Here is a 24,734-nt window from a genome sequence, read left to right on the forward strand (position 1 = left end):
TTTAACTTGCGCCGATATATCTCAATAATCGCTGATATATTTTAACTTGCGCCAATATATCTCAATAATCGCCCATATAAATTTCATTTACTATCTTACTGCCCAATAATTTATAGACTCCTCTCATAATAGTTATTTCACTATTCGTGACACTTGTCCTTTAGCTTGAAAAACACATATTCGGTTCATCTCGTTATACGTCTAGTTCTTCTTATTTTTTGCTGAATATACTACCAATATAAACTTGAGACAAGCTACATCTGTTCAAGGGAAAATAGAAAGGTAGGCAAAATATGAGCATTGAAATATGGATTACTATTATTGTATTTTTCTTAACGATGATCGTTATCTTTTGGCGACCTCGCGGCTTAAATGAGGCATGGCCAGCAGCAATCGGAGCTGGTATCATCATAATTACTGGACTTGTATCAAAACCAGACATCATGGATATTATAAGTAAAATTGGCGGTGCTTCCATAACAATATTAGCAACTATTGTTATGGCAGTTATATTAGAAAGCTTCGGCTTCTTCCATTGGTCCGCAGCGAAACTGGCAAATCTAGCGAAAGGTTCCGGACGCCGTCTATACTGGTATATTCAATTATTATGTTTTCTTATGACTCTTTTATTTAATAACGACGGTAGTATTTTAATTACAACTCCCATTTTAATTCTTCTTCTAAAAAACCTTCAATTAAAACCACATCAACAAATTCCTTATTTATTAAGCGGAGCTTTAATCGCTACGGCATCTAGTGCACCAATTGGTGTAAGTAATATCGTAAATTTAATCGCATTAAACATCGTCCATATGACTCTTTATATGCATACCGCTATGATGTTTGTACCTGCAACATTAGGCTTATTATTTATGTCATGGCTCATGTATACAGTTTTGAAGAAAAAACTTCCGAAAAAATTACCTGTTTCTTCATATGATATTGAAGAAATTTTCTTCACGAAAAACTTCCATCCACTAAAAGGAAATAATTCTGTTGATACGAAACAAAAACGGACAAGATTCATGTTAAAAGTATTAGGTTTCGTCTTCCTTATGCGCTGTCTTCTATTCGTTGCATCCTTCTTATCCATCCCAATTGAAATCGTTGCGGTACTTGGTTCACTCGTTCTGCTCATTTGGAGATGGTACTACTTACGAACAAATCCTGTCGACATTTTGAAAAAGACACCGTGGCACATTTTAATTTTCGCTTTCTCTATGTACGTCATTATTTACGGACTCCACAACGCAGGATTAACAGCTGCACTTGTACAATGGCTCGAGCCAATTGTGAATCAGCATCTACTCTATGCTAGCTTTGCAATGGGCGGACTTGTATCCATCCTCTCTAACGTCTTCAATAACCATCCTGCCCTTATGATTGGTACAATCACATTAACAGAAATGGGACTAGATCCAGTCACATTAAAAACTATCTATCTTGCAAACATCATTGGTAGTGACATCGGTTCACTATTACTACCAATTGGTACGCTAGCTTCACTCATTTGGATGTATATTCTGAAACAAAACAAAATTAAAGTAAAATGGAAAGACTATTTAAGTGTATCCCTTATCGTTATCCCGCTCACAACAGTCGTCACACTATTCCTCTTATTCTACTGGGTACATCTCTTCTTCGCCTTATAAACAACAGAAGCCCCATTTGCTACCGTCTTAGCAAATGGGGCTTCTTCTATAATAAAGTTAGGTACTACAGTGTGATCAATCAAGTAAAGAGGTGTAACATGTTATTGATATAAATGACTACCAGCTTCTTTAAATTCTTCTGCTTTCTCTTTCATTCCTTTTTCAATTGCTTCTGTCGTTTCTAAATCATTTTCTTTTGCATATTCACGAATATCATGTGAAATTCTCATACTACAAAACTTCGGTCCACACATTGAACAGAAGTGAGCTGTCTTTGCCCCTTCTGCAGGCAACGTTTCATCATGATATTCCATCGCACGTTCAGGATCTAAAGATAAATTAAATTGATCGCGCCAACGGAATTCGAAGCGTGCTTTTGAAAGTGCATCATCACGCTGATGAGCCGTTTTATGTCCTTTCGCAAGATCAGCCGCATGCGCTGCAATTTTGTACGTAATAACACCCGTGCGTACATCATCTTTGTTTGGCAAACCTAAATGTTCTTTCGGCGTTACATAACAAAGCATCGCTGTTCCAAACCAGCCAATCATCGCAGCTCCAATTGCAGATGTAATATGGTCATAACCTGGTGCAATATCTGTCGTTAGTGGCCCAAGTGTGTAAAACGGCGCGCCCTGACAAATATCAAGCTCTTTCTCCATATTCTCTTTAATTAAGTGCATCGGTACGTGTCCAGGTCCTTCAATCATAACTTGCACATCATGTTTCCAAGCAATTTTGGTTAATTCACCAAGTGTTTCAAGCTCAGAAAACTGTGCTTCGTCATTGGCATCTGCAATAGACCCTGGACGTAATCCATCTCCAAGAGAGAACGAAACATCATACTGCTTCATAATTTCACAAATCTCTTCAAAGTGAGTATATAGGAAGTTTTCTTTATGATGGAATAAACACCACTGCGCCATAATCGAACCACCGCGCGAAACGATACCTGTCGTACGCTTTGCCGTGATTGGAATGTAACGAAGCAATACACCAGCGTGAATCGTAAAGTAATCAACGCCTTGCTCCGCCTGCTCAATTAACGTATCACGATATACTTCCCACGTTAAATCTTCTGCAATTCCGTTTACTTTTTCCAGCGCTTGATAGATCGGTACAGTTCCAACTGGTACAGGCGCGTTACGAATAATCCACTCCCGCGTCGTATGAATATTTTTACCTGTAGATAAATCCATAATCGTATCTGCACCCCAGCGCGTTGCCCATGTCATCTTCTCTACTTCTTCTGCAATCGAAGAAGATACAGCTGAGTTTCCGATATTGGCGTTTACCTTCACATGGAAATTACGCCCGATGATCATCGGTTCAGCTTCTGGATGATTAATATTCGCTGGTAAAATAGCGCGACCTTCTGCGATTTCCTTACGAACAAACTCCGGCTCTACCCCTTCACGAATCGCAACGTATTCCATCTCAGACGTAATAATGCCATTACGTGCATAGTGCATTTGCGTAACGTTTGCACCTTGCTTTGCTCTAAGCGGCTGGCGATCCATTTGCGGGAAAACAGGTGTATGCTTCGAAGCTACTTTCACACCGTCATCCTCTGGTTTCACTTCACGCCCTTCGTATGCTTCTACATCACCACGCCCCATAATCCAAGAGTGGCGCGGCGTTGGAATTCCTTTTTCCAACTCGACCTTATACGCAGGATCTGTATAAGGACCGCTCGTATCATACACACGGATTGGTGGATTTGGAACGCCATTCGTTTCGCTTTGTTCAATCTCACGCATCGGCACTTTCATACCTTCTCGTGGTCCATCCACATATACTTTCTTACTCCCTGGTAAACTCGACTTCAATTCAATTTGCTCAGCTGAAACAGATTGTTTCATAAATTTTGTTGCCCCCCTGTTCGTGACAAGGACAAGATATGGCCAGCGCATGCCAAAATAAAAAGAGCCAGGTCCATAAAAAAATAAGGACCTGGCTCATAAAGACATCATTATGTAAAGCCGTTAACTTCCCTACGCTGGTACGAGCCAGATCAGGTCCAAAGGGTTAAGAAGTTCACGCGCTTCTCTCTCAGCCTACGCATACGTTAGGCACCCCTAGTTTATCACTGATTTAATTTTCAATACTTTCCCATCATACACGATAATCTGAAAAATGAAAAGTTTATTTCTTTTGCACTTTACGGAATCATCCACGTTAAATAATACGCCTGCACATACGTCATAATACCAACAATAATTACGAAGAATAAGCTATGCTTCACTGTAAAACGGAACAAATCCGATTCTTTTCCAGCAAGACCAACCGCCGCACAAGCGATCGCAATCGACTGCGGGGAAATCATTTTCCCTGTTACACCGCCTGTTGTATTTGCTGCAACAAGAAGCACTTCAGATACGCCAACTTGCTGCGCTGTAATGGCTTGTAAATTTGAGAACAGTGCATTCGCAGACGTATCAGACCCTGTTAGGAATACGCCAATCCAGCCTAAGAATGGTGAGAAGAACGGGAATAGTCCGCCAGTTCCGGCTAATGCTAACGCTAACGTAGAAGATAGACCAGAATAGTTTGCGATAAATGCAAACCCTAGTACAAATCCGATAGATAGAATTGGCATTTTTAATTCGCTTAACGTTTCTTTAAATGTCACTGCTGCATCTTTTACATTCATTTTCAAAATAAACATGGAAATGATACAAGCAATTAAAATCGCTGTTCCAGTTGCCGATAATACATCAAACTTCAGAATTGCCTCGTAAGGCGTTGGTTTATTTACAATTGGCTCTGCTTTCATTACTAAATTATGCAGACCTGGAATTTCAAACTTAAATACAAGACTTTCTAAAGCCCCTCCTGGAGCGAATAATGCCTTAAAGAAACTTTGGCTCCAAATGACTACCATAACCGTTAATACGATAAATGGGGACCATGCCTTCACTACTTTTCCAAACGTTAATTTTGGCATCGATGCTACTGTCGTTGTTGCTGCTACTTCACTATTTGCTTGCCCAGATTGATAAGTTTCTTTCGGCTGCCAAACTTTTAAGAACAGCGCTAAACTAATTAAACTTACAAGTGCCGATGTAATATCCGGAAGTTCCGGTCCTAAAAATGTCGCTGTAATGAACTGCGTAATCGCAAATGAACTACCCGCTACAAGTAACGCAGGCCACGTTTGTCTTATCCCTTTAAATCCATCCATTAAAAATACGATAAAGAATGGAACAAATAATGATAGGAACGGTAATTGATGCCCAGCCATTTGTCCAATTTTATGTGGATCAATACCTGTTACTTGTCCAGCAACTGTAATCGGAATTCCCATCGCTCCGAACGCCACTGGTGCAGTATTTGCAATCAAACAAAGACCTGCTGCGTATAAAGGATTTAACCCAAGACCCGCAAGAAGCGCTGCTGTAATCGCTACTGGTGCCCCAAATCCTGCCGCTCCTTCTAAAAATGCTCCAAATGAAAATCCAATTAAAATAACGAGTAGACGATGATCGTTCGTAATCGATAATACCGATGCACGAATCACATCAAATTGACCTGTTTTCACAGAAATTTTATATAAAAATACGGACATAATGATAATCCAAGCAATTGGCCATAACCCGTACAAAAAACCGTACCCGGTTGCTGCCATTGCCATCGCGAACGGCATTTTATAAGCGAATAACGCTACTAAAACTGTAAGTACAACTGTAATAAATCCTGCCACATACCCCTTCATGCGGAAAACTGCTAAAGCTAAGAAAAAAAAGATAATCGGAATAAGTGCGACCGCTGCCGAAATCCAAATGTTTCCGAATGGATCATAAACTTGTGTCCATGTGTTCATTGTTCTCTCCCCCTAAAGAATCCCCTTTTAAATAGAATAACCTCATCAATAGACTATCAGGTCATCATACCTTTAAGCCTAAAATAAAAAAACGTTTAAGAAAACGTTTTCAACAACTTCCATTTATACTGTACCATAACAATTTCTATTAAAAAAGATTTTTTTGAAAATTTTATTATTTAACAGAAAATCTTACAAAATCGTCACGTTCTTGTAATGTTCATCGATAGGAAGTTTGCCAAAATTATTGCATAATAATAGTATAACAACAGAAATTATTCATGAGGTGATATATATGAACGGAAATAAAATATTAGCTGCGTTATCATACTTTAGTGTACTATTTGCCCCTATCTTATTCCCTATTATCGTTTGGATTGTGGGAGACGCTGAAACAAAACCACATGCAAAACGTGCTCTATGGACACACATCATTCCAAGTATCGCTACATTCATTGGCGTAACTATTCTAGGAATTATGGGCCTTGGATCTGATCAACCAGATGTAACACTTGGAATTGGATCAATGATTGTCTTAGCTATTTGCGGAATCATCAGCTTATACTACTTCATCTGGAACATTGTAAAAGGAATTAAAGTGCTGAAAGCTTAATTTTAAACAAATGTTTGTTTAAAAAGGGCCCCTTGCAATTTGCAAGGGGCCCTTTTCCTAATTCGTTCACTTTATCTTCTGCGTTTCTTCTTTTTTCTCATCATTTTCTTTCGGCGCGTATTCACTTTATCCGCTATAATGTGGAGCGTACTTGCCACAACAATTCCCATTAAGAACGTTACAATTTCAACCTCATGCTTCTTCGCAATTTCTATTAAATTACCATCCAGTGCGATTACATTTAATAGTAATAAAAATGGAGAAAAGACGATTAACATGTACGCAATACGAATTACATCACCAAGTATAATCGTATGTGTAAAGAAAGATCGATGCGGCATTACTTTCTTATAAGGATACCAAAATATACGTAAGAAACCCCATTTGTTATAAGCATTACTGTACGTATCTAAATCTGGTGTTAAAAATGAAGTACCTACTAAAAAACCAATCGCAAAAGTTAATAAAAAATCAAAATTTGTTAATCCATACGAAAAGAGCAAAAACAAAACAACCGGAAGGGATATTAAGTTTATTTTCGTATGCGTTCTTCCTGATGGCATAATGCACTTCCTCGCTTACGTTCGTCCTGTCACCTTATGACAGGTTTCACCTATTGACCTAATTTCTGATCGATAAATGTTGTGTCTATATCCGAACCAAACCATTCTGCCAACTTCACTCGTGCCTTATCTTTCACATCTTCATTGACGTATAACGACACCTGTATTAGTGCGGCCGTTAACGCCCCCAAATCATCCGTATAGCCAATTCCAGCAATGAAATCTGGAATCGCATCAATCGGTGCAATAAAATAAGCGAGTGCTCCAATTACAATAATTTTCACTCGTTTTGGAACATCGGGTCTTTGCAAAACGTAAAACAGTAATAAACTTGCATAAATGACCGATTGCCCTGCTTGCTTTGCAACATGTTTTACTTTCTTCCAAAACGCTTCAACTGAAAATTTTTGTTTCATGTAAAAAGCCTCCCTATTTTTAAAAAGAAATAAGCTACAATATGTTATCAGTAAAAGTTCATGGAAATTACACAAAACCTATCAATGAACTTTTATTGTAACAAACAAACCAAAAAAGAACAAGTGTTCGTTAATTTTCACACTATTTCCTTCATATAATAGATTTCTAGATAACCCTTACCCATCTTCATTTCTTATTTCTCAACAAAGAAAATTTTCACTTCCACTTAACATTCTGCTCTACCTTTGTTATATTTTCTAGTTGACGGACATATAAACGAATGTTAAAGTTTTCTCTGGTAGTGACAAATCTTATACAAAAAATGTAAAATGTTATAGTGTTTCTCAGAAATGAATTTTGTTGTATAATACAGAAATGACGTTATGCTTATGAGCAACAAAAGAAACCAAAAGGGTATGCATAGTTATAGTCGTATATGGGTGAATATAGAACCTTTAATTATGGCCAAGAAAACTATGTATTTTTTATTTTAACATTTTTCGCTCCAAAATCGACCAAGCCTGATAGAGAAAGGGTGGAAATGAATGAAAGAAACCTTGAAATCACAATTTCAAAATGTGCGTTTCACTGTATTCGTAGCTTTAGCCTTATGGCTGAAAACTTACCTTATTACACGCACAAGCTTTGATTTAAAACTTGAATCTTTCATGCAAGAATTCATTTTATTCCTTAGCCCATTAGCAGCATCATTACTGCTTGTTGGTCTTGCATTATTTGCAAAAGGGAAAAAACGTAACTATATAGCACTTGGAATTAATTTTGTCTTAACAATCGTTCTTGTTGGTAACGTAATGTTCTACGGATTCTACAATGACTTCGTTACATTACCGGTGCTAGGACAAACATCTAACTTCGGAAGTTTAGGTTCTAGTGTGAAAGAATTATTTAACTACAAAATTATCCTTGCATTTGCAGACATTATCATATTCTTCGTTCTGTTGAAGAAAATGAAAAACTTTGCACCTACAGAGCGTGTAGCACGCCCGATGCGTTCCCTATACTTCGTATCAACAGTTGCTATCTTCTTCGCAAACTTAGGACTTGCAGAAGCTGAACGCCCAGAACTATTAACACGTTCATTCGACCGCGTTATGCTTGTTAAAAACTTAGGATTATATGTACACCAAGTATACGATCTTGGCTTACAAGCAAAATCAAGTTCACAAAAAGCGTTCGCTGACGGTAGTAAATTACAAGAAACAGAAAACTACGTAAAAACAACACAAAGTAAACCAGATCCAAATATGTTCGGTACTGCAAAAGGGAAAAACGTAATTGTTGTCTCTCTTGAGTCATTACAAACATTCTTAATTGGTGCAACAGTTAATGGACAAGAAGTTACACCATTCTTAAACCAATTTACGAAAGAAAGTTATTACTTTGATAACTTCTTCCATCAAACTGGTCAAGGTAAAACATCTGATGCTGAATTCCTAGTAGATACTTCGTTATATCCACTAGACCGCGGTGCTGTATTCTTTACACACGGTAACAATGAATATACAGCAACTCCAGAAATTTTACGTCAGCAAGGGTATCACACGTCGGTATTCCACGCAAACAACGCAACATTCTGGAACCGTAACATTATGTATCCAGCACTTGGTTATGATCGTTACTACAACGAGCTTGATTACAAGATTACGCCAGAAACAAAATTAAATTGGGGATTAAAAGATATCGAATACTTCGATCAATCTATTGATATGTTAAAACAAGTGAAGCAACCATTCTATACTCGCTTCCTTACTTTAACGAATCATTACCCATTCACTTATGATGACAGTACAAAATTAATCGACGAATATAATTCTGGTGATGGAGTATTTGACCGTTACATGGTAACTGCTCGTTACTTAGACGAAGCAATGAAACACTTTATTGAGCGTCTAAAAGCAGAAGGTATTTACGACAACTCAGTAATCGTATTCTACGGTGACCACTACGGTATTTCTGAAAACCATAACCGTGCAATGGCACAGTTCTTAGGAAAAGAAGAAATCACTGCATTTGACCATATGAACTTACAAAAAACACCGATGTTTATTCACGTTCCAGGTCAAAAAGAAGGTAAAACAATTTCGAAACCAACTGGTGAAATTGACATTAAACCAACTATTCTAAACTTACTTGGTGTAGATTCTACAAATGACGTTCGATTCGGTCATGATGTATTCTCACCTGATAATAAAGGATTTGTTGTTCTTCGTGACGGTAGCTTCGTTACAGATAAATACATGTACACAAACAGTACATTCTATGACCGTGCTACTGGCGAAGTTGTACAATTACCGAAAGAAGAATCTCAACCACTAATTGATCGTGCCCAAAATGAATTGAACATGTCTGATAAAATCATTGAAGGTGACTTACTTCGCTTCTCTGAAAGTAATAAGATCAAAACTGGTGAAGTAAAAACAGTTATTAAAGAAGAAAAGAAGAGCGCTGAGTAATCTCAGCCTCTTTTTTATTTTCTTCCATACAACTACTTATATTCATTAACTTTAAAATTACATAACCTTTACCAAATATTCACATAGTGTTAATGAAGAATCTCTATAATAAAATATGTAAACGAGGTTCTACATATTTCTTATCTCTCATCTTTCGTAAGATCCCTTAAAGAAATGTGTAAATCTTTTGTTTCTACTTTCTTATAATTGTCTTTCAACTTGTTTTGTTTCCATACACAAAGCATTCAACGAGACAATGTCCCTATGAAAGATAGCTACCCTCCTTGTGCAGCATTCCATAAGAATGTTGCTTTTTTTTATTTAAAAGCAGGATTCTCATTTCTTATTTTCGAATTTGTATATACAAAATGCTGTAAAGTGAAAGTTTAATCAGCCCTCACCAATCGGGCATTTACGGGCAGTAATTCGCCACTTCACTTCTTTGCTCTACCCGAATTTGTAAGTAGGGGCTTTACTGCCGTTAATGCGGAGTAAATCATCCTTATTTCTCTATGATTTACAAATACATATACGGTCATATGTAGAGAATTGCTCACATAAAAATTACTATAGTGATTTTTATCTCGCATGAATGAAAGTTTCACGTTACTTACGTACTTACGAAAGGATGGGACGGAAATTGGCATACGAAAAATTTGTACTTTGGAATGATGAAGTTATTGATACAACAAAACAACAAACGTACATAGAACTTGAAGAGAGAGGTTCGCAGTTCGGAGATGGTGTCTATGAGGTTATTCGCCTATATAAAGGGAACTTTCATTTATTAGATCCGCACATAACGAGATTATATCGATCCATGGAAGAAGTAGAATTATCGCTCCCTTTCTCAAAAGCTGAGCTCATCACTTTACTTTACAAATTAATTGAACGAAACCATTTCCACGAAGATGGCACCATTTATTTGCAAGTATCTCGTGGTGTACAAGCTCGCACACATGTATTTTCATATGACAACCCTCCGACAATTTATGCCTATATTACAAAAAAAGAACGACCAGCTTTATGGATTGAATATGGTATACGCGCTATATCAGAACCCGATACTCGATGGCTACGCTGTGACATTAAATCATTAAATTTATTACCAAACGTACTAGCTGCTACGAAAGCTGAACGGAAAGGCTGTAAAGAGGCACTTCTCGTAAGGAACGGTATTGTAACAGAAGGAAGCCATTCCAACTTCTTTTTAATTAAAAACGGAACGCTTTACACACATCCAGCCAATCACCTTATTTTAAATGGCATTATTCGTCAATATGTCCTTTCTTTAGCGAATACTCTTCACATTCCTGTGCAGGAAGAACTTTTCAGCGTTCGTGACGTTTATCAAGCAGATGAATGCTTTTTTACAGGCACAACGATTGAAATTTTACCGATGACCCACCTTGATGGGACCGCGATTCAAGATGGGCAAGTTGGGCCTATCACCAAAAAACTGCAAAAATCTTTTAATCAAATCTTATTACAATCCAATATGGCATCTTCTTAAACACGAATAATTTCTGTCCTTTCATATTCAATATATGCATTTAAATGGAAATCAAGGTGTAATTTTATGCCTTGATTTTTTTCTTGTAATCTTTTTGTCATATTCAGATTCCTATATAAGTCTTGACAGTAATCGACATGCTCTTTAGAATTTTTAACAGTTGGTAAATATTTCTTCACTACATTACAGACAGAAAGGAATCGACAAATTATGAAAAAGTATCTTGCCGGTCTTGCGGCAGTGTCTGTAGCAGGAGGAGCAGCACCTACACTTGATAGTGTTCAAGCTGCACCTGAACAAAATACACAAAAAGCTGCTACAGCTGTCCAAGCTTCTGCATCAAACAGCTCATCTTATAAGGTAAACGCGAGCGTATTACATGTTCGTGCGGGATCAAGCACTTCTCACGACATCATCTCACGCGTTTATAACGGTCAATCACTAAACGTGATTGGCGAAGAAAACGGTTGGTTCAAAATTAACATTAATGGACAAACAGGCTTTGTTAGTGGCGAATTTGTATCAAAAAGTGGCGCAGCAAACAACAATGTAAGTACAGGTGGAAACAATAAAGTTACCGCTGATGTATTACGTGTACGTACAGCTCCTAACACATCTAGTTCTGTTTCTGGGCGTGTATATGAAGGACAAACATTAAACGTAATTGGACAAGAAAATGGTTGGGTGAAAATTAACCATAATGGACAAGTAGGTTATGTAAGTGGCGAATTCGTATCTGGCGTTTCTTCTAATGCAGGTTCTTCAAACAACAATACGAATAATAACAACCAAGAAGTAAAACCAGCAAGCGGAAACTATACAGTAAATGTATCTTCCCTTCGCGTTCGTACAGGTCCTAGCACTTCTCATACAACTGTAGGTTCTGTCAAAAAAGGACAAGTAGTACAAGTTGTTGGCGAAGTTCAAGATTGGTTCAAAATCAATTACGCAGGACAAACTGCTTATGTAAGCAAAGACTACGTAACAAAAGGCGGTTCTAACGAAAACGTTACAGAAGGCAACAAACAAGAGCAAAACAATAATAATGGAACTATTCAAACTGGTGGTTCTTACGTGGTTAACGCTACATCTCTACGTGTTCGTACAGGCCCTGCCGCTTACCATAGTGTAATTGGTGGCGTTTTAAATGGTACAACATTAAACGTAGTTGGATCTGAAAACGGTTGGTTTAAAGTAAATTACCAAGGAAAAACAGGCTTTGTTAGTAGCGAATTTGTAAAATTCGTTAAAGGTGGCACTACTACTCCTGAGCAACCAAAACAACCCGAAAAACCTAACCAAGGTGCAATTGGCGACTACTACATTAATGCTTCTGCACTAAATGTACGTAGCGGCGAAGGTACAAATTATAGAATCATAGGCGCACTTCCACAAGGACAGAAGGTTCAAGTAATCTCTGAAAACTCTGGATGGAGCAAAATTAACTACAACGGTCAAACTGGTTATATCGGAACACGTTACCTGTCTAAAACACCAGTTGGAGGCGCAGTAGATAATAAGCCTAACAATAACCAAAATAACAATCAAAACAATAGCAACAATAATAATACAGGCAACAATAGCGGCGACAGTTCTTCCGTACTTGCATATGCAAAATCAATGCAAGGTGTACCGTACGTTTGGGGCGGAACTTCTGCTAACGGTGTAGACTGCAGTGGCTACATCTACCACGTATTTAAGAAATTTGGTCATAACATTAGCCGCCAAAGTGTTGCAGGATATTGGAGTAGCCTACCAAAAACTTCAAGTCCACAACCTGGTGACTTAATTTATTTCCAAAACACTTATAAATCTGGTCCTTCTCACATGGGTATTTACCTTGGGGGCGGATCATTTATCCAAGCTGGAGATAAAGGTGTCGCGATCGCTTCATTAAGTAACTCTTATTGGAAGAGCCACTTCTTAGGATACACGAAAGCACCTTAATTAATAGTTTCAAAGCCTTCTAGTTTACTAGAAGGCTTTTTTTGCTATGAGTTCAACATATTACTCCCTTTCTCCTACCTTCTCTCTACAAAAATAATGTATCCATTCTTCCATTTCATACACTTTATTCTACAAAAACAATGCATAACGTTATCATAATGTATATATTTTCATAAAAAACATAACCTATTTCATGTCTATTTATTTTATATGTGTTTTTTTGAAGAATTTTCTTTTTATTTAAACTTTTCATTAGACGTTTGACCTCCGATGTCCATTATGATAAGTTACTAAAGATGTTATATTCGCAAACGTATAGACAACTGGTTTATACACTGTTTTTACTATGAGGAAGGAGCATACACTGCATGAATCTTTTATGGGGAATTGGCGGCGTGATTGGAGTATTAGCAATTGCTTTCTTACTATCTTCCAACCGCAAAGCTATTAATTGGCGCACAATTTTAATTGCGCTAGCATTACAAATGTCATTTTCATTTATCGTATTACGATGGGACGCTGGTAAAGCAGGTTTAAAACACGCTGCTGACGGTGTTCAAGGATTAATTAATTTTTCTTACGAGGGAATTAAGTTCGTTACTGGGGATTTAGTCAACGCAAAGGGACCTTGGGGATTTGTATTCTTTATTCAAGCACTACTTCCAATCGTATTTATTAGTTCATTAGTAGCAATCTTATATTATTTCGGTATTATGCAGAAATTTGTTAGCATCGTTGGTGGTGCATTAAGTAAACTTCTTGGAACTTCTAAAGCAGAAAGCCTAAACTCAGTAACGACTGTATTTTTAGGACAAACTGAAGCTCCAATTTTAATTAAACCTTACTTAGCACGCTTAACAAATAGTGAATTCTTCACTATTATGGTAAGCGGTATGACAGCTGTTGCTGGATCCGTTCTTGTCGGTTATGCAGCAATGGGTATTCCGTTAGAGCACTTATTAGCAGCTGCAATTATGGCGGCTCCATCGAGCTTATTAATTGCGAAACTAATCATGCCAGAGACAGAAAAAGTAGATAATAACGTTGAACTTTCTACAGAACGTGAAGACGCAAATGTTATTGATGCAGCTGCACGCGGCGCATCTGAAGGTATGCAACTTGTTATTAACGTAGCAGCAATGTTAATGGCTTTCATCGCATTAATCGCTTTATTAAATGGATTATTAGGATGGGTTGGTTCTCTGTTCGATATTAAACTTAGCCTTGATTTAATCTTTGGTTACTTATTATCACCATTCGCAATCTTAATCGGGGTTTCTCCTGGTGAAGCGATACAAGCAGCAAGCTTTATCGGTCAAAAACTTGCAATCAACGAATTCGTTGCATACGCAAACTTAGGACCGCACATGGCAGAGTTCTCTGACAAAACAAATCTAATTTTAACATTCGCAATCTGTGGATTCGCAAACTTCTCTTCTATCGCAATTCAATTAGGTGTAACAGGAACGCTAGCTCCTACTCGCCGTAAACAAATTGCACAATTAGGGGTTAAAGCAGTTATCGCTGGTACATTAGCGAACTTCTTAAACGCAGCAGTTGCAGGTATGATGTTCCTATAAACTTATATAGAGTCTTCTCTTTCTACAAGAGGAGACTTTTTTCATGCAATCCAAACGTCTTTTATGTATCTATTAATCAATTTATCCTAAATATAAGCACATTATGATACAATAATGTTTAAGTCTTTTTATTTTTCTTATGAAAATAGAGATACTACTTGTTGTTGCCCTTCAAAAGAATGTAACGACATAGTCAATTTCTTAATAATTGCGCATACTACAAGTATCTATTGATGAAATAGCTTTAAGGAGGAAAGTTTTGTGAAAGATAAGTTCTATAAAATCCTCTCTATGTGGATTTTACAAATTGTATTTTATTTTACTACTGTATATGTGACGAAATATGAGCATGCTCTCATTTTTACAATAATATACGTAATCGTAAATGTACTATTCTTATTTTTAGCTGACAAAACAGCATTTGTTTTCTTTATACTAGGGACCATTATTTCCGTATTTTATTTGTTCTATCAAGCATGGCTTCACTTATGGAGTACATCAGATCAATGGCAATATATGATTACCCACTTCCTGATGGCAGCTAACTTCTTCATTGTATATATAACAACTCACCTATTGAAAAAAGTGGTTCATGAAAATAAAACTTTAACTGAGCGTGTGAGAACATTGGAACAATATATTGGAGAATCCAAATTACTAACAAGACAAGAATTTGAGAGACGCCAAGCGTTATTAACGACTGCAATGAATCGTCGTAATGAAACAGGCATTATTGTTTACTTTGATTTCACTTCCTTTAGTAAATATACAAAGGAAAGTGTTATGGACCGTGTAGCTTCTTTATTAGTTGAAACGGTAAGGAATGATTTTGACCTTACTGCTGAATATGATAATAATACGCTAGTTATTTTATTACAAAACACAAATGAAGCTGGTGCTGATATTGTAATGAACCGCCTAAAACCAAAAATGGAGCAATGGCTTGCTGCTGAAGCAATCAAAGATATAAAAATTTCACGCGAGCAAATTGGAAACAAAGGACAGACACTGTTATGATGACTCTCGTTATACTTCTTTTATTCCTTCTGTTTTGCGTACTCGTTTTTTGGATTAGTATCACATTTTCAATTAAATATGTACTTATTTTTACGGCCTTTCTATTCTCTGGCTTACTCGTTTACTACTCTTTCTTAACAATCGCGGGCTTAATTCACCGAAATAGTAAACGAAAAGATCGTACGCTAGAACATTATCCGAGCGTCGATATTTTCATACCTGCCCATAATGAAGGCGTCGTTATTAAAGATACTTTAGAGGCGATGGCAAAGATTGAATATCCAGGAAAGCTAACTATTTATTTATTAAATGATAACTCTCAAGATGAAACACCTGAAATCGGAGATGATTTCGACAAAGCTTATGCTCATATTTGCCATATTCGTGTTCCTCCCGGTGAACCGAAGGGTAAATCACGTGTACTAAACTATGGGCTTAGTATTTCAGATGGTGAGTACTTCTGTGTTTACGATGCAGATAACCAACCTGAACCACACGCACTGCGAATGCTTGTAGAGCACGCTGAAACAACTGAAGATGCTGTTGGAGCTGTTGGACACGTTCGTACAGTAAACGAAAACAGAAACTGGTTGACGCGAATGATTTCGCTAGAATTCCAAATCTTCCAGCTCCTTATGCAATCTGGACGCTGGTTACTATTCCAAACAGGCTCGCTGACAGGAACAAACATGCTTCTTCGTCGCTCCGCACTAGAAGAGCTTGGTGGCTATGACCCTTACGCAATTGCAGAAGATGCTGAATTAACATTACGAATTACACAAAAAGGTTATCTCTTACCAATCGTCCCAGAATCAGTTACTTGGGAACAAGAACCAGAGCATTTAAAAATTCTTATTAAACAACGTACACGTTGGCTCCAGGGAAATTTATATATTTTAGAAAAAATGTTCTCATCATTAAGTTTCTTTAAAGGAAAGCTGCTTGTTCATTCCTTACAACAAGTTCTAGTGTATGTTGTATTTTGGCTATTCCTAATCATTTCGAACGTTTGGTTTGTAATTGGGCTACTCGGGATATTCCAAATTCAATATAGCATTCCGCTACTATTTATGTGGTATGTCGCATATATTACATATGTTTCTCAATTATTTAGTGCCCAGAGTGTCGAACGAACCTTTACACCGACTAATATTTTTATTAGCGTTATTATGTACTTTACGTACGCACAGCTCTTTACGTACTTATTTATTCGTAGCTTAATCTTATACTTACGTGCAAAGAGCAAGAAACAAGTCATTGGCTGGGATAAAACAGTTCGATTCAAAAAAGATAAATAATAAAAATAAGCACAGAGCGCCGTATGCTCTGTGCTTATTTATTGCCGTATAAATTATATATCAGACAATACCCCTTAGCTGAAAGTAATTTCACGTCCATCCCCCAACGAACGATCGACCTTCATTTATATACGAAAAAGTGATTGCTATTTTTGTAGAACCAATTGCTTCTCTTGCTGTTCTTTGCGCGTTTCAGTCTTAGGTTCCGTGCTTTCTTGGACACTACGATGTGCCACACGTTTCAAACAAATATGCTTCCACTTTCTTTCGTAACGTTTCATTATTCTAGATGTCCCCCTTGAATGCGCTTTAAAACTATTTGAAATCGCTTACAGGAAATAATATAGCACATATATATAAACGTGACAACACATTTCCGACAATTTTTTGTCAAAAATATGAATAGAATTCGTAAGGGATCGAATATTGTCGAAACCTATCGTTTTTTCTTCGTATAAAAGGCATACTACTTATATGGTAAAGTATTTTATTTCCCCCTACCCGCATTTCAAATTCCTTCTATATAAAGTGAAACTTTCATTAGCCATCACCAATCGGGCTTTTACAAGCAGCTCGATTTATTTGCTTTTGCTGAATTTTGAGGTGGGGTTCTTACTGCTCAGCAAATAGAGGGATAAAAAAGAGCTGATATGAAATCAGCTCTTTTCCTTCTATTATTAATGACGCTTCATACGTCCTTCTTTTTGTAACTCTTTAAATAATGCTGCCATCATAAAGAAAATAACAAAGACGAACGGGAATGCTGCAATGATAGCTGCCGTTTGTAAGGCTTCTAATCCGCCAATATATAATAGCGTAGAAGCTATCGCGGCTAGAACGATACCCCAAATCATTTTAATACGATTTGGTGGGTTTAAACTACCATGTGTCGTTAACATCCCTAAAACGAATGTTGCAGAGTCTGCAGATGTAATAAAGAATGTTGCAATAAGTAAAATGCCTAAAACTGATAAAGCTGATCCAAAGCTGCCCATCTGATCGAACATAGCGAATAATCCTACTTCTGTTCCCATCTCTTTCACTTTTTCGAAGATATGTGCATCACCAAACAGCTCCATATGAATACCTGTTCCGCCGAAAACAGAGAACCAAAGTGCACCAATTACGGTCGGCACAAGTAACACACCGATTACAAACTCACGAATTGTACGTCCTCGTGAAACACGAGCAATAAACGTACCTACGAACGGTGACCATGCAATCCACCATGCCCAATAGAAAATTGTCCACGATTGAATCCATTGGTTCCCACCTTCGTCTAATGGACTTAAACGGAAGCTCATGCTTGGTAATTCCTGAATATAAGAACCGATTGTTGAAGTGAAGTAATTCATAATAAAGTTTGTTGGACCCGCAAATAATACAATAATCATAAGTGCAAACGCAAAAATAATGTTCGTATTACTTAAATATTTAATTCCCTTATCCAGACCTGTTTGCGCAGATAACATAAATAATACTGTTACGATTGCAATAATAACTAACTGTGTCGTTAATGAGTTCGGGATAGATGTTAAATAACTAACACCACCCGCAATTTGTTTTGCACCGAGACCTAATGACGTTGCAACACCAAACACAGTTGCAAAAACAGCTAACACATCAAATGAATGAGCAATACGCCCGTGTTCCCCGCCCTTAAATAACGGACCTACTGTCGCACTAATCGTACTTGCTTTTCCTTTTCTAAAGGTAAAGTAAGCAATACATAACGCTACAAACGCATATAGTCCCCAAGGATGTAATCCCCAATGGAAAAATGAAAAACGCAGTGCAAGACGCGCACTTTCCTCAGTTGCACCTTCTCCAAACGGAGGTGCGTATAAATGGTTTAATGGTTCAGCAACGCCCCAGAAAACTAAGCCGATACCCATACCAGCACTAAATAGCATAGCAAACCATGTCATATAACTATAATCAGGTTCGTCATCATCTTTACCTAGACGAATAGAACCGTATTTCGAAACAATTAAAAAGATAGACACACCTAAAATAATAGAAACGGAAATAATATAAAACCAGCCGAACTTACTAACTAATGCAGTTTGAATTGCGGTTGTTACATTTCCTAAACTACCTTTTCCAATAATAGATTCGGGAATAATCCCCCAAATTGTAAATGCAATACATAATGTTAATGAAACGATGAATGTTTTTGTCAGTTTCCTCATCAAATCCCCCTTCGTAGGTTTCGCTTTTGTAAATAACATAAATTCCGATATGTAAAATCGGATAGAAAACTATAATTTTGCGGTGATTTTCTTACTTTCACCAATTCGAATTCTTATGGACAGCCTTACCTTTCGTATAACCTTTTCACTCTGCAAGAGCTACAAGTTAGAAATACTGCTGTCAAATTGTGTGAGAAAAACGCGGATAGGAATGTATTTTCCTAAAAAAGGATGTGTTACATATGTAAAAAAGGGCAAATTTCTTCCTTGCAACCCTTTCGTTTTGTAACAATTATGCGGTTTTTTTGCTAGTATATAGCACGTGTTTATAGCTTCACAAACATAATGTTTATGTTTATATAACTATATTACCCATAAAACGGTAAAATACTCAAGGAATGTAACCGTTTAGTAAACATCATGTAACATTCCTGTAATATTTTTATTTACGTCGAAAAAAACATGTTGTATTAAATATTTTGAATATAACTAGAAACCTATGAGTCATATAGAATGAAAAACGCTTTCCTATATTTTTTGTTATATTACAGGATATTAACGACTTATTACGAATGGTTTGTAATTGTGTGTTTTCCCCAAATCCGAAAAAATCTGTTGCTATAATGAGGACACGAAAACAAACGCAATGGAGGCTATCATGAAAAAATTAATTGGTATAGCAACAGCAGCAGTTTTTGGTCTTGGGATTTTCACATCATCTGCTAATGCAGAAACTGTTGTAACAACAGACGTACTAAACGTACGCGAAAACCCTACTACGGAATCAAAAGTTGTCGGTAAATTACTAAACGGTAATAAAATAGATGTACAAAATACAGAGAACGGATGGTCAAAAGTTACTTTAAACGGTAAAGACGCATTCGTAAGTGCAGAGTTCACAAAAAGCATCTACTACGTAACAGCTAACGTATTAAACGTACGTGCTGAAGCGAACACAAACTCAGAGGTTCTTGGAAAGTTGAAGAAAGACGATGTAATCGAAACAACGAACCAAGTACAAAATGATTGGTTACAATTTGAATATAACGGGAAAACAGCTTATGTTCATGTTCCTTTCTTAACAGGTACAGCACCTGTAATTGAGAAACAAGAAACAACTGCTCCTGCTAAAGCTGAAGCACCAGCTAAGGCTCAAGCACCTATAGCACAAGCAAAACCAGCTGCTAAGCCTGCTGTAAAAGCTGCTGAAACTAACACACCTTCTGGTGGTCGTGAGTTAACAGTTGTAGCTACAGCATATACAGCTCACCCGAGCGAAAACGGTGGCACATATGGCGGCCGTGTATTAACTGCAATGGGTCATGATTTAACTGCGAATCCAAACATGAAAATGATCGCTGTTGACCCGAAAGTAATCCCATTAGGATCTAAAGTATGGGTAGAAGGTTACGGAGAAGCTATCGCTGGAGATACTGGTGGTGCAATTAAAGGTAACCGTATTGATATCTTACTTGGATCAGATAGCGCTGCTCAAAAATGGGGACGCAAAACTGTTAAAGTGAAAATTTTAAAATAACCAATGACTGCTAAATTACAAGCCGGTTCTCTTTATTGAGAGCTGGCTTTTATTTATTTATAATACATATAAGGAGGCTATGCCCATGAATGTACAAGCAAAAGTAGACTGGATTGGTACGCCAAAACCGTACATATATAAAGATGAAGTAACATATAACGCTACGTCTATTGATTTCTCACTCGCTGGCGATGATAACCGCTATAAGTTAATTGTGCTCAAGTCTGAAAACAATACACATTACAAAATTGTGCAATATGGAATAAAACCAGGCTCTCAAAAGCCATTTCCTATCGACATTCCATTTGAACAAAACATGTTACCAATTATACAGCAGATATTACATGATCCATATGTACAAGAAATATTAAAGGAAACACACTCATAATTGTAAAAAAATATATCAACGATTTTTCAATTATATCTATCATAACTTACGATATATCAACGGTTCAAAACGAAATATCGATTTAGCTACAAAAAAAAGAAGCTGTTCAAATATTGAACAGCTTCTCTCATATTAACGAGTTGGACCAGATACATCTTCTGATTTCAACGTATTATTTGCACCAAGAGAATGATACAACATCTTTCCATTCCCATTCACAGTTACAATATGTTCGTTATTAAAACTTTTGAACTTCACAGATCCATCACCGTAACGAATATGATACTCTTCATATGTCGTTACTTTATATTTCGTATCACTTTGACGCTCTACATTACGAACTTCCATTGTTAATAAGTCTTCTGTAATTCCTTTTTTGTGTAAATACTGTATATAATCACGGTCTTCCTTATACGATTTCCCACTCTTATCATAATTCTTTTCAATTAAACTAAAATCATTTAATGAAATTGCACGTACGTTATCATAAATATGATTTCTTACAAATTCACCCACTGCTGAACTTGATGTTTCTTTCGGGAATTTTAAATAATACGTGCTTTGGTCTCCAATTTTAGCACTTTCAGATTTCATCACACCAAAATCAGTAGTTTTCTCTAAATGTACTTCTACTGTTTCATCTGTGGATACAGGGCCAAGCTTATAACTTCCATAATTTAATTTTCCACGTTTTTTCCCATTCACAAATACAGTTGCATCACTTTCATCAGAAGAAATGCTTACATACTTGCCTTCAAGCGATAAATCCACTTTCACCTTCTCGCTCTGTTCATCCGCTAGATCTACTTCTTTCTCTGTTTCTAATTCAGTCAGTTCTGTCTTCGCCGTTGCCTTTACAACATATGTACCTGGGAAGTATGGCCCCAACTCTTTCGAAGTTTTATCACTAGAAAGCTCTGTTTCTTTTTTGTCATTCACATATATCTCTGCATTTTTTGCAGTTGTACTAATGCTCATATAATAAGATTTCATGCTAAACTTATACTTTGGATATAAGAACCACTCTTTTCCCTCTTCTACTATTTCCCCGTCCTTAAATGAAGATTTATCTTTAGTTAACTTTTGATCTACTGTCTCTTTCTGTAAATAAGACAGTAATTGTTTGTTGTAAGAAGGATTCTCTTTTAAATAACGCATGTACGCTTTAATATCCTCTGTCTTAATCTTTAAGCTTGAATCATTCGCTTTTACAAACTCATCAATTGCATTAATATCTTTCTTTTGGAATGCTTCAATCATTACATTTACTTGCTTTTCTTTTGAAAACTTATATGCTCCAAATTTATATGCCCCAAATAATAATGCAGCAATAACAGCAAAACCAATGATCAAAAATAAATTTTTCTTACTTTTCACTGATTTTGTCTCGCTTTGTAATTCTGTATATGAAGCAGCAGTGTTATCAACGATTACTTCTACTTTACTCCCACACTCCGGACAAAAGTTCAAATGGTCTGCAACATTCTTTTTACATGTTCCACAAAACTTCAACGTGCTCTCCTCCTATTTTTTAGCTAATTTCATTCCAGCAAATGCTGCTACATATGTCACAATCAAGCTAAACAAAGTTAAATATATAAATGAATTTTGCATAGATAATACCGTTCCACTTGTTCCAAATAAACCTGTTACCGTTCCTGAAACATTAATTTGGAACTTAGAAATTATATTCATTACAATCATCATAATTGTGTAAGAACCACTGCATACCGCTAATGTAATATATATATTGGCGGTCGGTAATTTAGCTAACTTTCTTCCCGCTCTAAACATAAAGAACAATGGAATAATAAGCAGTAATAAACCATAATGGAATACATTATTCACTTTATCGAATTCTGCAAGGCTTTCCTCATTTGCTCCTTTTAAAATCAATATCTCTCTAAGCTCTACGCCATTTACAGAGACGCCTGATATAAATGAAAACGATAGTGTGCTCTCATATGTATTTGATTTCTTACCAATTCTAGTAAATTCTTTACTAAGTGCTGGACTTGATACTTCTAACGGCGCAAAATGAGCCATACTCCATAATTGAGGTGTTAACTCTAATGCTAATAATGTACTTTCAGATTTTAAAGTTGTTATTTCTTTTAATGGTTCAATACCGTCTTCCTTACTTACTAACGCCATAATACAAACCGCTACCGCTGTTACTAAAAGTCCTTTTATCATAGCTGAAACACCGTAATACACAGACGCTCCATATGGCATTAACTCTTGAAATGCTACTGCCATATTGTTTTTGCTTGTATGAGCAATAAATCCTAATAAGGTAAATAATGTCCCACATACAAAACCACTCAATAAACTCTTAATCGCTGAATAGCCAACCGTAATCTTACCTGCTTCTGAGAATGGAATTGCAAAAGATTGTGATGCTATAAAACTTATAATGAATAAAAAGACGCCATAAATAATACCAACTGTTGCTGCCATAAAGATTTGATCTTTAATCGTTTTCGCAACATGCTGTTTCCCTAACCAAATTCCTGTACCAGCGAAAATAATAAATGGAATGATTAATAATAATGTAAATGGAGTATGCCAAGATAAAGAAAATATCAATCCACTATCATCGTTAGCTGTAAAACCAAGTAAATGGTAACTTAACATCGTAGAAGTTGCACTCGAATAAAAACTTGGCAACATTTCTAATTCTTTTGCAAATTTGCTAAACATCTCACTTAACATAGAAGCAAATAATAAACTACCAATCCAACCAGCAATTAACATGAGAATACTTGCAACAGCCCCACCAATAAAACCTTTTTGTAAAACGGCTTTATCTGCTTTAAATTCAACTTTAGGAGTACCATCCATTGTAGGCAATTTTACAGATTGTTCTTTTTTCTTCACAACAGATAAAGAATACCCACACTTTTGACAATATAAATTTTTTTGAGCATTTTCACTGCCACAACCTTTGCAGTATTTTGCAGTATCTTTTTCTAATGTTACTGCATCTATAGCTCCTGCAATCTCCATACTACCTTCATTTGGGCAATAATTTACTTCTTCACCATGTTGTTTTCCACATGTGCGACAATACATTTAATTCACTCCCCACTTTGCTTAATTCCACAAACTGGACAGTAAGTAGAGTTTTTATCGATATGCTCATTACATGAAATACAATTTACCGTTTCACCTTCATTTTCTACTGCTAACATCGGGTTAGGTTTTCCACACGAACCACAAAACTTATCATTTATTGATAAAGGTCCACCACATTCACATGTAGCTTTTTCACCTTGTTGTTTTTGCAATTCAACAATGCGCTTTCTTGCTTGATAAATAGCTACATCAAATTCTTGAACTGGAGTAATCATTTCTTTTAAGCTCGCTTCATTTACTCCACTTCCTCTTAATTGAACATACACTTGCTGCCCAACCTCTAATAGAACCTCTGCTTTTTTCTGCATTTGCACTTGCATTCCCTTTTTCAATTGAGCAATTTCTTGTGCAACTTGCAATTTCATTTTCCCTTGTTCTATTCCTTCTTGTAACTTATTCATTCCACTACCTAACTTCGTCTGTAAATCTGACAAATCATTTCTCCTCCTATACGTATATATTCATATATGAAATTAACATTTTATATATTACCATGATTTTCAAGTTATGTAATCCAAATTTCATTTTTTCTGTTTTGAGCATTTTTTGTTTATAATGGTAAAGGAAAGAAATATGTGTACG

The 24,734-nt window shown here is 36.5% G+C and carries 18 protein-coding genes and 1 riboswitch; of the genes, 10 read left to right on the top strand and 8 right to left on the bottom strand.

Going from position 1 to position 24,734, the window contains the following annotated elements:
* Positions 1–293 precede the first annotated feature (293 nt).
* A complete protein-coding gene (locus ACTFR8_RS21435; protein ID WP_030029375.1) occupies positions 294–1,652 on the top strand; it encodes an arsenic transporter in 1,359 nt (452 codons plus the stop codon).
* Between the two features lie 101 nt (positions 1,653–1,753).
* On the opposite strand, the gene thiC is transcribed toward ACTFR8_RS21435, so the two are convergent.
* Positions 1,754–3,514, bottom strand: a complete 1,761-nt coding sequence (gene thiC / locus ACTFR8_RS21440) for a phosphomethylpyrimidine synthase ThiC (protein WP_000814479.1) — start codon at positions 3,512–3,514, stop codon at positions 1,754–1,756.
* A 112-nt stretch (positions 3,515–3,626) separates the two neighbouring features.
* Positions 3,627–3,742, bottom strand: a riboswitch (TPP riboswitch).
* A 71-nt stretch (positions 3,743–3,813) separates the two neighbouring features.
* Positions 3,814–5,475 carry an L-lactate permease gene (lldP, locus tag ACTFR8_RS21445; protein WP_001099331.1) on the bottom strand — a complete coding sequence of 554 codons (1,662 nt, stop codon included), beginning with the start codon at positions 5,473–5,475 and terminating at the stop codon, positions 3,814–3,816.
* Positions 5,476–5,770: 295 nt separating this feature from the next.
* On the opposite strand from lldP, the gene ACTFR8_RS21450 reads away from it, so the two are divergent.
* Positions 5,771–6,088, top strand: a complete 318-nt coding sequence (locus tag ACTFR8_RS21450) for a DUF4870 domain-containing protein (RefSeq protein WP_001014099.1) — start codon at positions 5,771–5,773, stop codon at positions 6,086–6,088.
* 71 nt (positions 6,089–6,159) lie between these two features.
* Here ACTFR8_RS21450 and ACTFR8_RS21455 read toward each other — a convergent pair whose 3' ends face one another.
* Complete coding sequence (locus ACTFR8_RS21455) at positions 6,160–6,651, bottom strand: metal-binding protein (protein WP_001139060.1); 492 nt, start codon at positions 6,649–6,651, stop codon at positions 6,160–6,162.
* A 50-nt stretch (positions 6,652–6,701) separates the two neighbouring features.
* Positions 6,702–7,067: a YkvA family protein gene (locus tag ACTFR8_RS21460; RefSeq protein WP_000810369.1), complete on the bottom strand. Its 366-nt coding sequence runs from the start codon at positions 7,065–7,067 to the stop codon at positions 6,702–6,704.
* A 546-nt stretch (positions 7,068–7,613) separates the two neighbouring features.
* Here ACTFR8_RS21460 and ACTFR8_RS21465 point away from each other — a divergent pair.
* From ACTFR8_RS21465 to ACTFR8_RS21490, 6 genes are all read left to right on the top strand, one after another.
* Complete coding sequence (locus ACTFR8_RS21465; RefSeq protein ID WP_000665350.1) at positions 7,614–9,542, top strand: LTA synthase family protein; 1,929 nt, start codon at positions 7,614–7,616, stop codon at positions 9,540–9,542.
* A 628-nt stretch (positions 9,543–10,170) separates the two neighbouring features.
* Complete coding sequence (locus tag ACTFR8_RS21470; protein WP_074595267.1) at positions 10,171–11,055, top strand: D-amino-acid transaminase; 885 nt, start codon at positions 10,171–10,173, stop codon at positions 11,053–11,055.
* Between the two features lie 210 nt (positions 11,056–11,265).
* A complete protein-coding gene (locus tag ACTFR8_RS21475) occupies positions 11,266–13,002 on the top strand; it encodes a C40 family peptidase (protein ID WP_000760245.1) in 1,737 nt (578 codons plus the stop codon).
* A 368-nt stretch (positions 13,003–13,370) separates the two neighbouring features.
* Complete coding sequence (locus ACTFR8_RS21480) at positions 13,371–14,582, top strand: NupC/NupG family nucleoside CNT transporter (RefSeq protein WP_144608183.1); 1,212 nt, start codon at positions 13,371–13,373, stop codon at positions 14,580–14,582.
* Positions 14,583–14,843: 261 nt separating this feature from the next.
* Positions 14,844–15,599, top strand: coding sequence for a diguanylate cyclase (locus tag ACTFR8_RS21485; RefSeq protein ID WP_000653236.1), 756 nt, complete (start codon positions 14,844–14,846; stop codon positions 15,597–15,599).
* Complete coding sequence (locus ACTFR8_RS21490) at positions 15,596–16,897, top strand: glycosyltransferase family 2 protein (protein WP_086408243.1); 1,302 nt, start codon at positions 15,596–15,598, stop codon at positions 16,895–16,897. Before ACTFR8_RS21485 ends, ACTFR8_RS21490 begins: the two co-directional genes overlap by 4 nt.
* 677 nt (positions 16,898–17,574) lie before the next feature.
* Here the strand turns inward: ACTFR8_RS21490 and opuD are convergent.
* Complete coding sequence (opuD, locus tag ACTFR8_RS21495) at positions 17,575–19,089, bottom strand: glycine betaine transporter OpuD (RefSeq protein WP_001230117.1); 1,515 nt, start codon at positions 19,087–19,089, stop codon at positions 17,575–17,577.
* A 658-nt stretch (positions 19,090–19,747) separates the two neighbouring features.
* Between opuD and ACTFR8_RS21500 the strand changes: the two genes are divergently transcribed.
* Positions 19,748–20,626: a cell wall-binding protein EntA gene (locus ACTFR8_RS21500; protein WP_044584989.1), complete on the top strand. Its 879-nt coding sequence runs from the start codon at positions 19,748–19,750 to the stop codon at positions 20,624–20,626.
* Between the two features lie 85 nt (positions 20,627–20,711).
* Entirely contained in the window at positions 20,712–21,014 is a 303-nt protein-coding gene (locus ACTFR8_RS21505; RefSeq protein ID WP_044584990.1) for a DUF3910 family protein, read from the top strand.
* 132 nt (positions 21,015–21,146) lie between these two features.
* On the opposite strand, the gene ACTFR8_RS21510 is transcribed toward ACTFR8_RS21505, so the two are convergent.
* The 3 genes from ACTFR8_RS21510 to ACTFR8_RS21520 are packed head-to-tail and all read right to left on the bottom strand — an operon-like array spanning position 21,147 to position 24,586.
* Positions 21,147–22,526: a zinc ribbon domain-containing protein gene (locus tag ACTFR8_RS21510; RefSeq protein WP_252209735.1), complete on the bottom strand. Its 1,380-nt coding sequence runs from the start codon at positions 22,524–22,526 to the stop codon at positions 21,147–21,149.
* A 12-nt stretch (positions 22,527–22,538) separates the two neighbouring features.
* Complete coding sequence (locus ACTFR8_RS21515) at positions 22,539–24,089, bottom strand: zinc ribbon domain-containing protein (protein WP_252209736.1); 1,551 nt, start codon at positions 24,087–24,089, stop codon at positions 22,539–22,541.
* Between the two features lie 5 nt (positions 24,090–24,094).
* Positions 24,095–24,586 carry a zinc ribbon domain-containing protein gene (locus ACTFR8_RS21520; RefSeq protein ID WP_088066941.1) on the bottom strand — a complete coding sequence of 164 codons (492 nt, stop codon included), beginning with the start codon at positions 24,584–24,586 and terminating at the stop codon, positions 24,095–24,097.
* Between the last annotated feature and the right edge of the window lie 148 nt (positions 24,587–24,734).

The sequence above is a fragment of the Bacillus cereus group sp. MYBK15-3 genome, from assembly GCF_051916765.1.
In the GTDB taxonomy this organism is placed as follows: domain Bacteria; phylum Bacillota; class Bacilli; order Bacillales; family Bacillaceae_G; genus Bacillus_A; species Bacillus_A cereus.

What these genes read in the sequence shown, in the direction of transcription:
- ACTFR8_RS21435 (WP_030029375.1), top strand. Translation starts at nt 294, where the DNA reads ATGAGCATTGAAATATGGATTACTATTATTGTATTTTTCTTAACGATG.
- thiC (WP_000814479.1), bottom strand. Translation starts at nt 3,514, where the DNA reads ATGAAACAATCTGTTTCAGCTGAGCAAATTGAATTGAAGTCGAGTTTA.
- lldP (WP_001099331.1), bottom strand. Translation starts at nt 5,475, where the DNA reads ATGAACACATGGACACAAGTTTATGATCCATTCGGAAACATTTGGATT.
- ACTFR8_RS21450 (WP_001014099.1), top strand. Translation starts at nt 5,771, where the DNA reads ATGAACGGAAATAAAATATTAGCTGCGTTATCATACTTTAGTGTACTA.
- ACTFR8_RS21455 (WP_001139060.1), bottom strand. Translation starts at nt 6,651, where the DNA reads ATGCCATCAGGAAGAACGCATACGAAAATAAACTTAATATCCCTTCCG.
- ACTFR8_RS21460 (WP_000810369.1), bottom strand. Translation starts at nt 7,067, where the DNA reads ATGAAACAAAAATTTTCAGTTGAAGCGTTTTGGAAGAAAGTAAAACAT.
- ACTFR8_RS21465 (WP_000665350.1), top strand. Translation starts at nt 7,614, where the DNA reads ATGAAAGAAACCTTGAAATCACAATTTCAAAATGTGCGTTTCACTGTA.
- ACTFR8_RS21470 (WP_074595267.1), top strand. Translation starts at nt 10,171, where the DNA reads ATGGGACGGAAATTGGCATACGAAAAATTTGTACTTTGGAATGATGAA.
- ACTFR8_RS21475 (WP_000760245.1), top strand. Translation starts at nt 11,266, where the DNA reads ATGAAAAAGTATCTTGCCGGTCTTGCGGCAGTGTCTGTAGCAGGAGGA.
- ACTFR8_RS21480 (WP_144608183.1), top strand. Translation starts at nt 13,371, where the DNA reads ATGAATCTTTTATGGGGAATTGGCGGCGTGATTGGAGTATTAGCAATT.
- ACTFR8_RS21490 (WP_086408243.1), top strand. Translation starts at nt 15,596, where the DNA reads ATGATGACTCTCGTTATACTTCTTTTATTCCTTCTGTTTTGCGTACTC.
- opuD (WP_001230117.1), bottom strand. Translation starts at nt 19,089, where the DNA reads ATGAGGAAACTGACAAAAACATTCATCGTTTCATTAACATTATGTATT.
- ACTFR8_RS21500 (WP_044584989.1), top strand. Translation starts at nt 19,748, where the DNA reads ATGAAAAAATTAATTGGTATAGCAACAGCAGCAGTTTTTGGTCTTGGG.
- ACTFR8_RS21505 (WP_044584990.1), top strand. Translation starts at nt 20,712, where the DNA reads ATGAATGTACAAGCAAAAGTAGACTGGATTGGTACGCCAAAACCGTAC.
- ACTFR8_RS21515 (WP_252209736.1), bottom strand. Translation starts at nt 24,089, where the DNA reads ATGTATTGTCGCACATGTGGAAAACAACATGGTGAAGAAGTAAATTAT.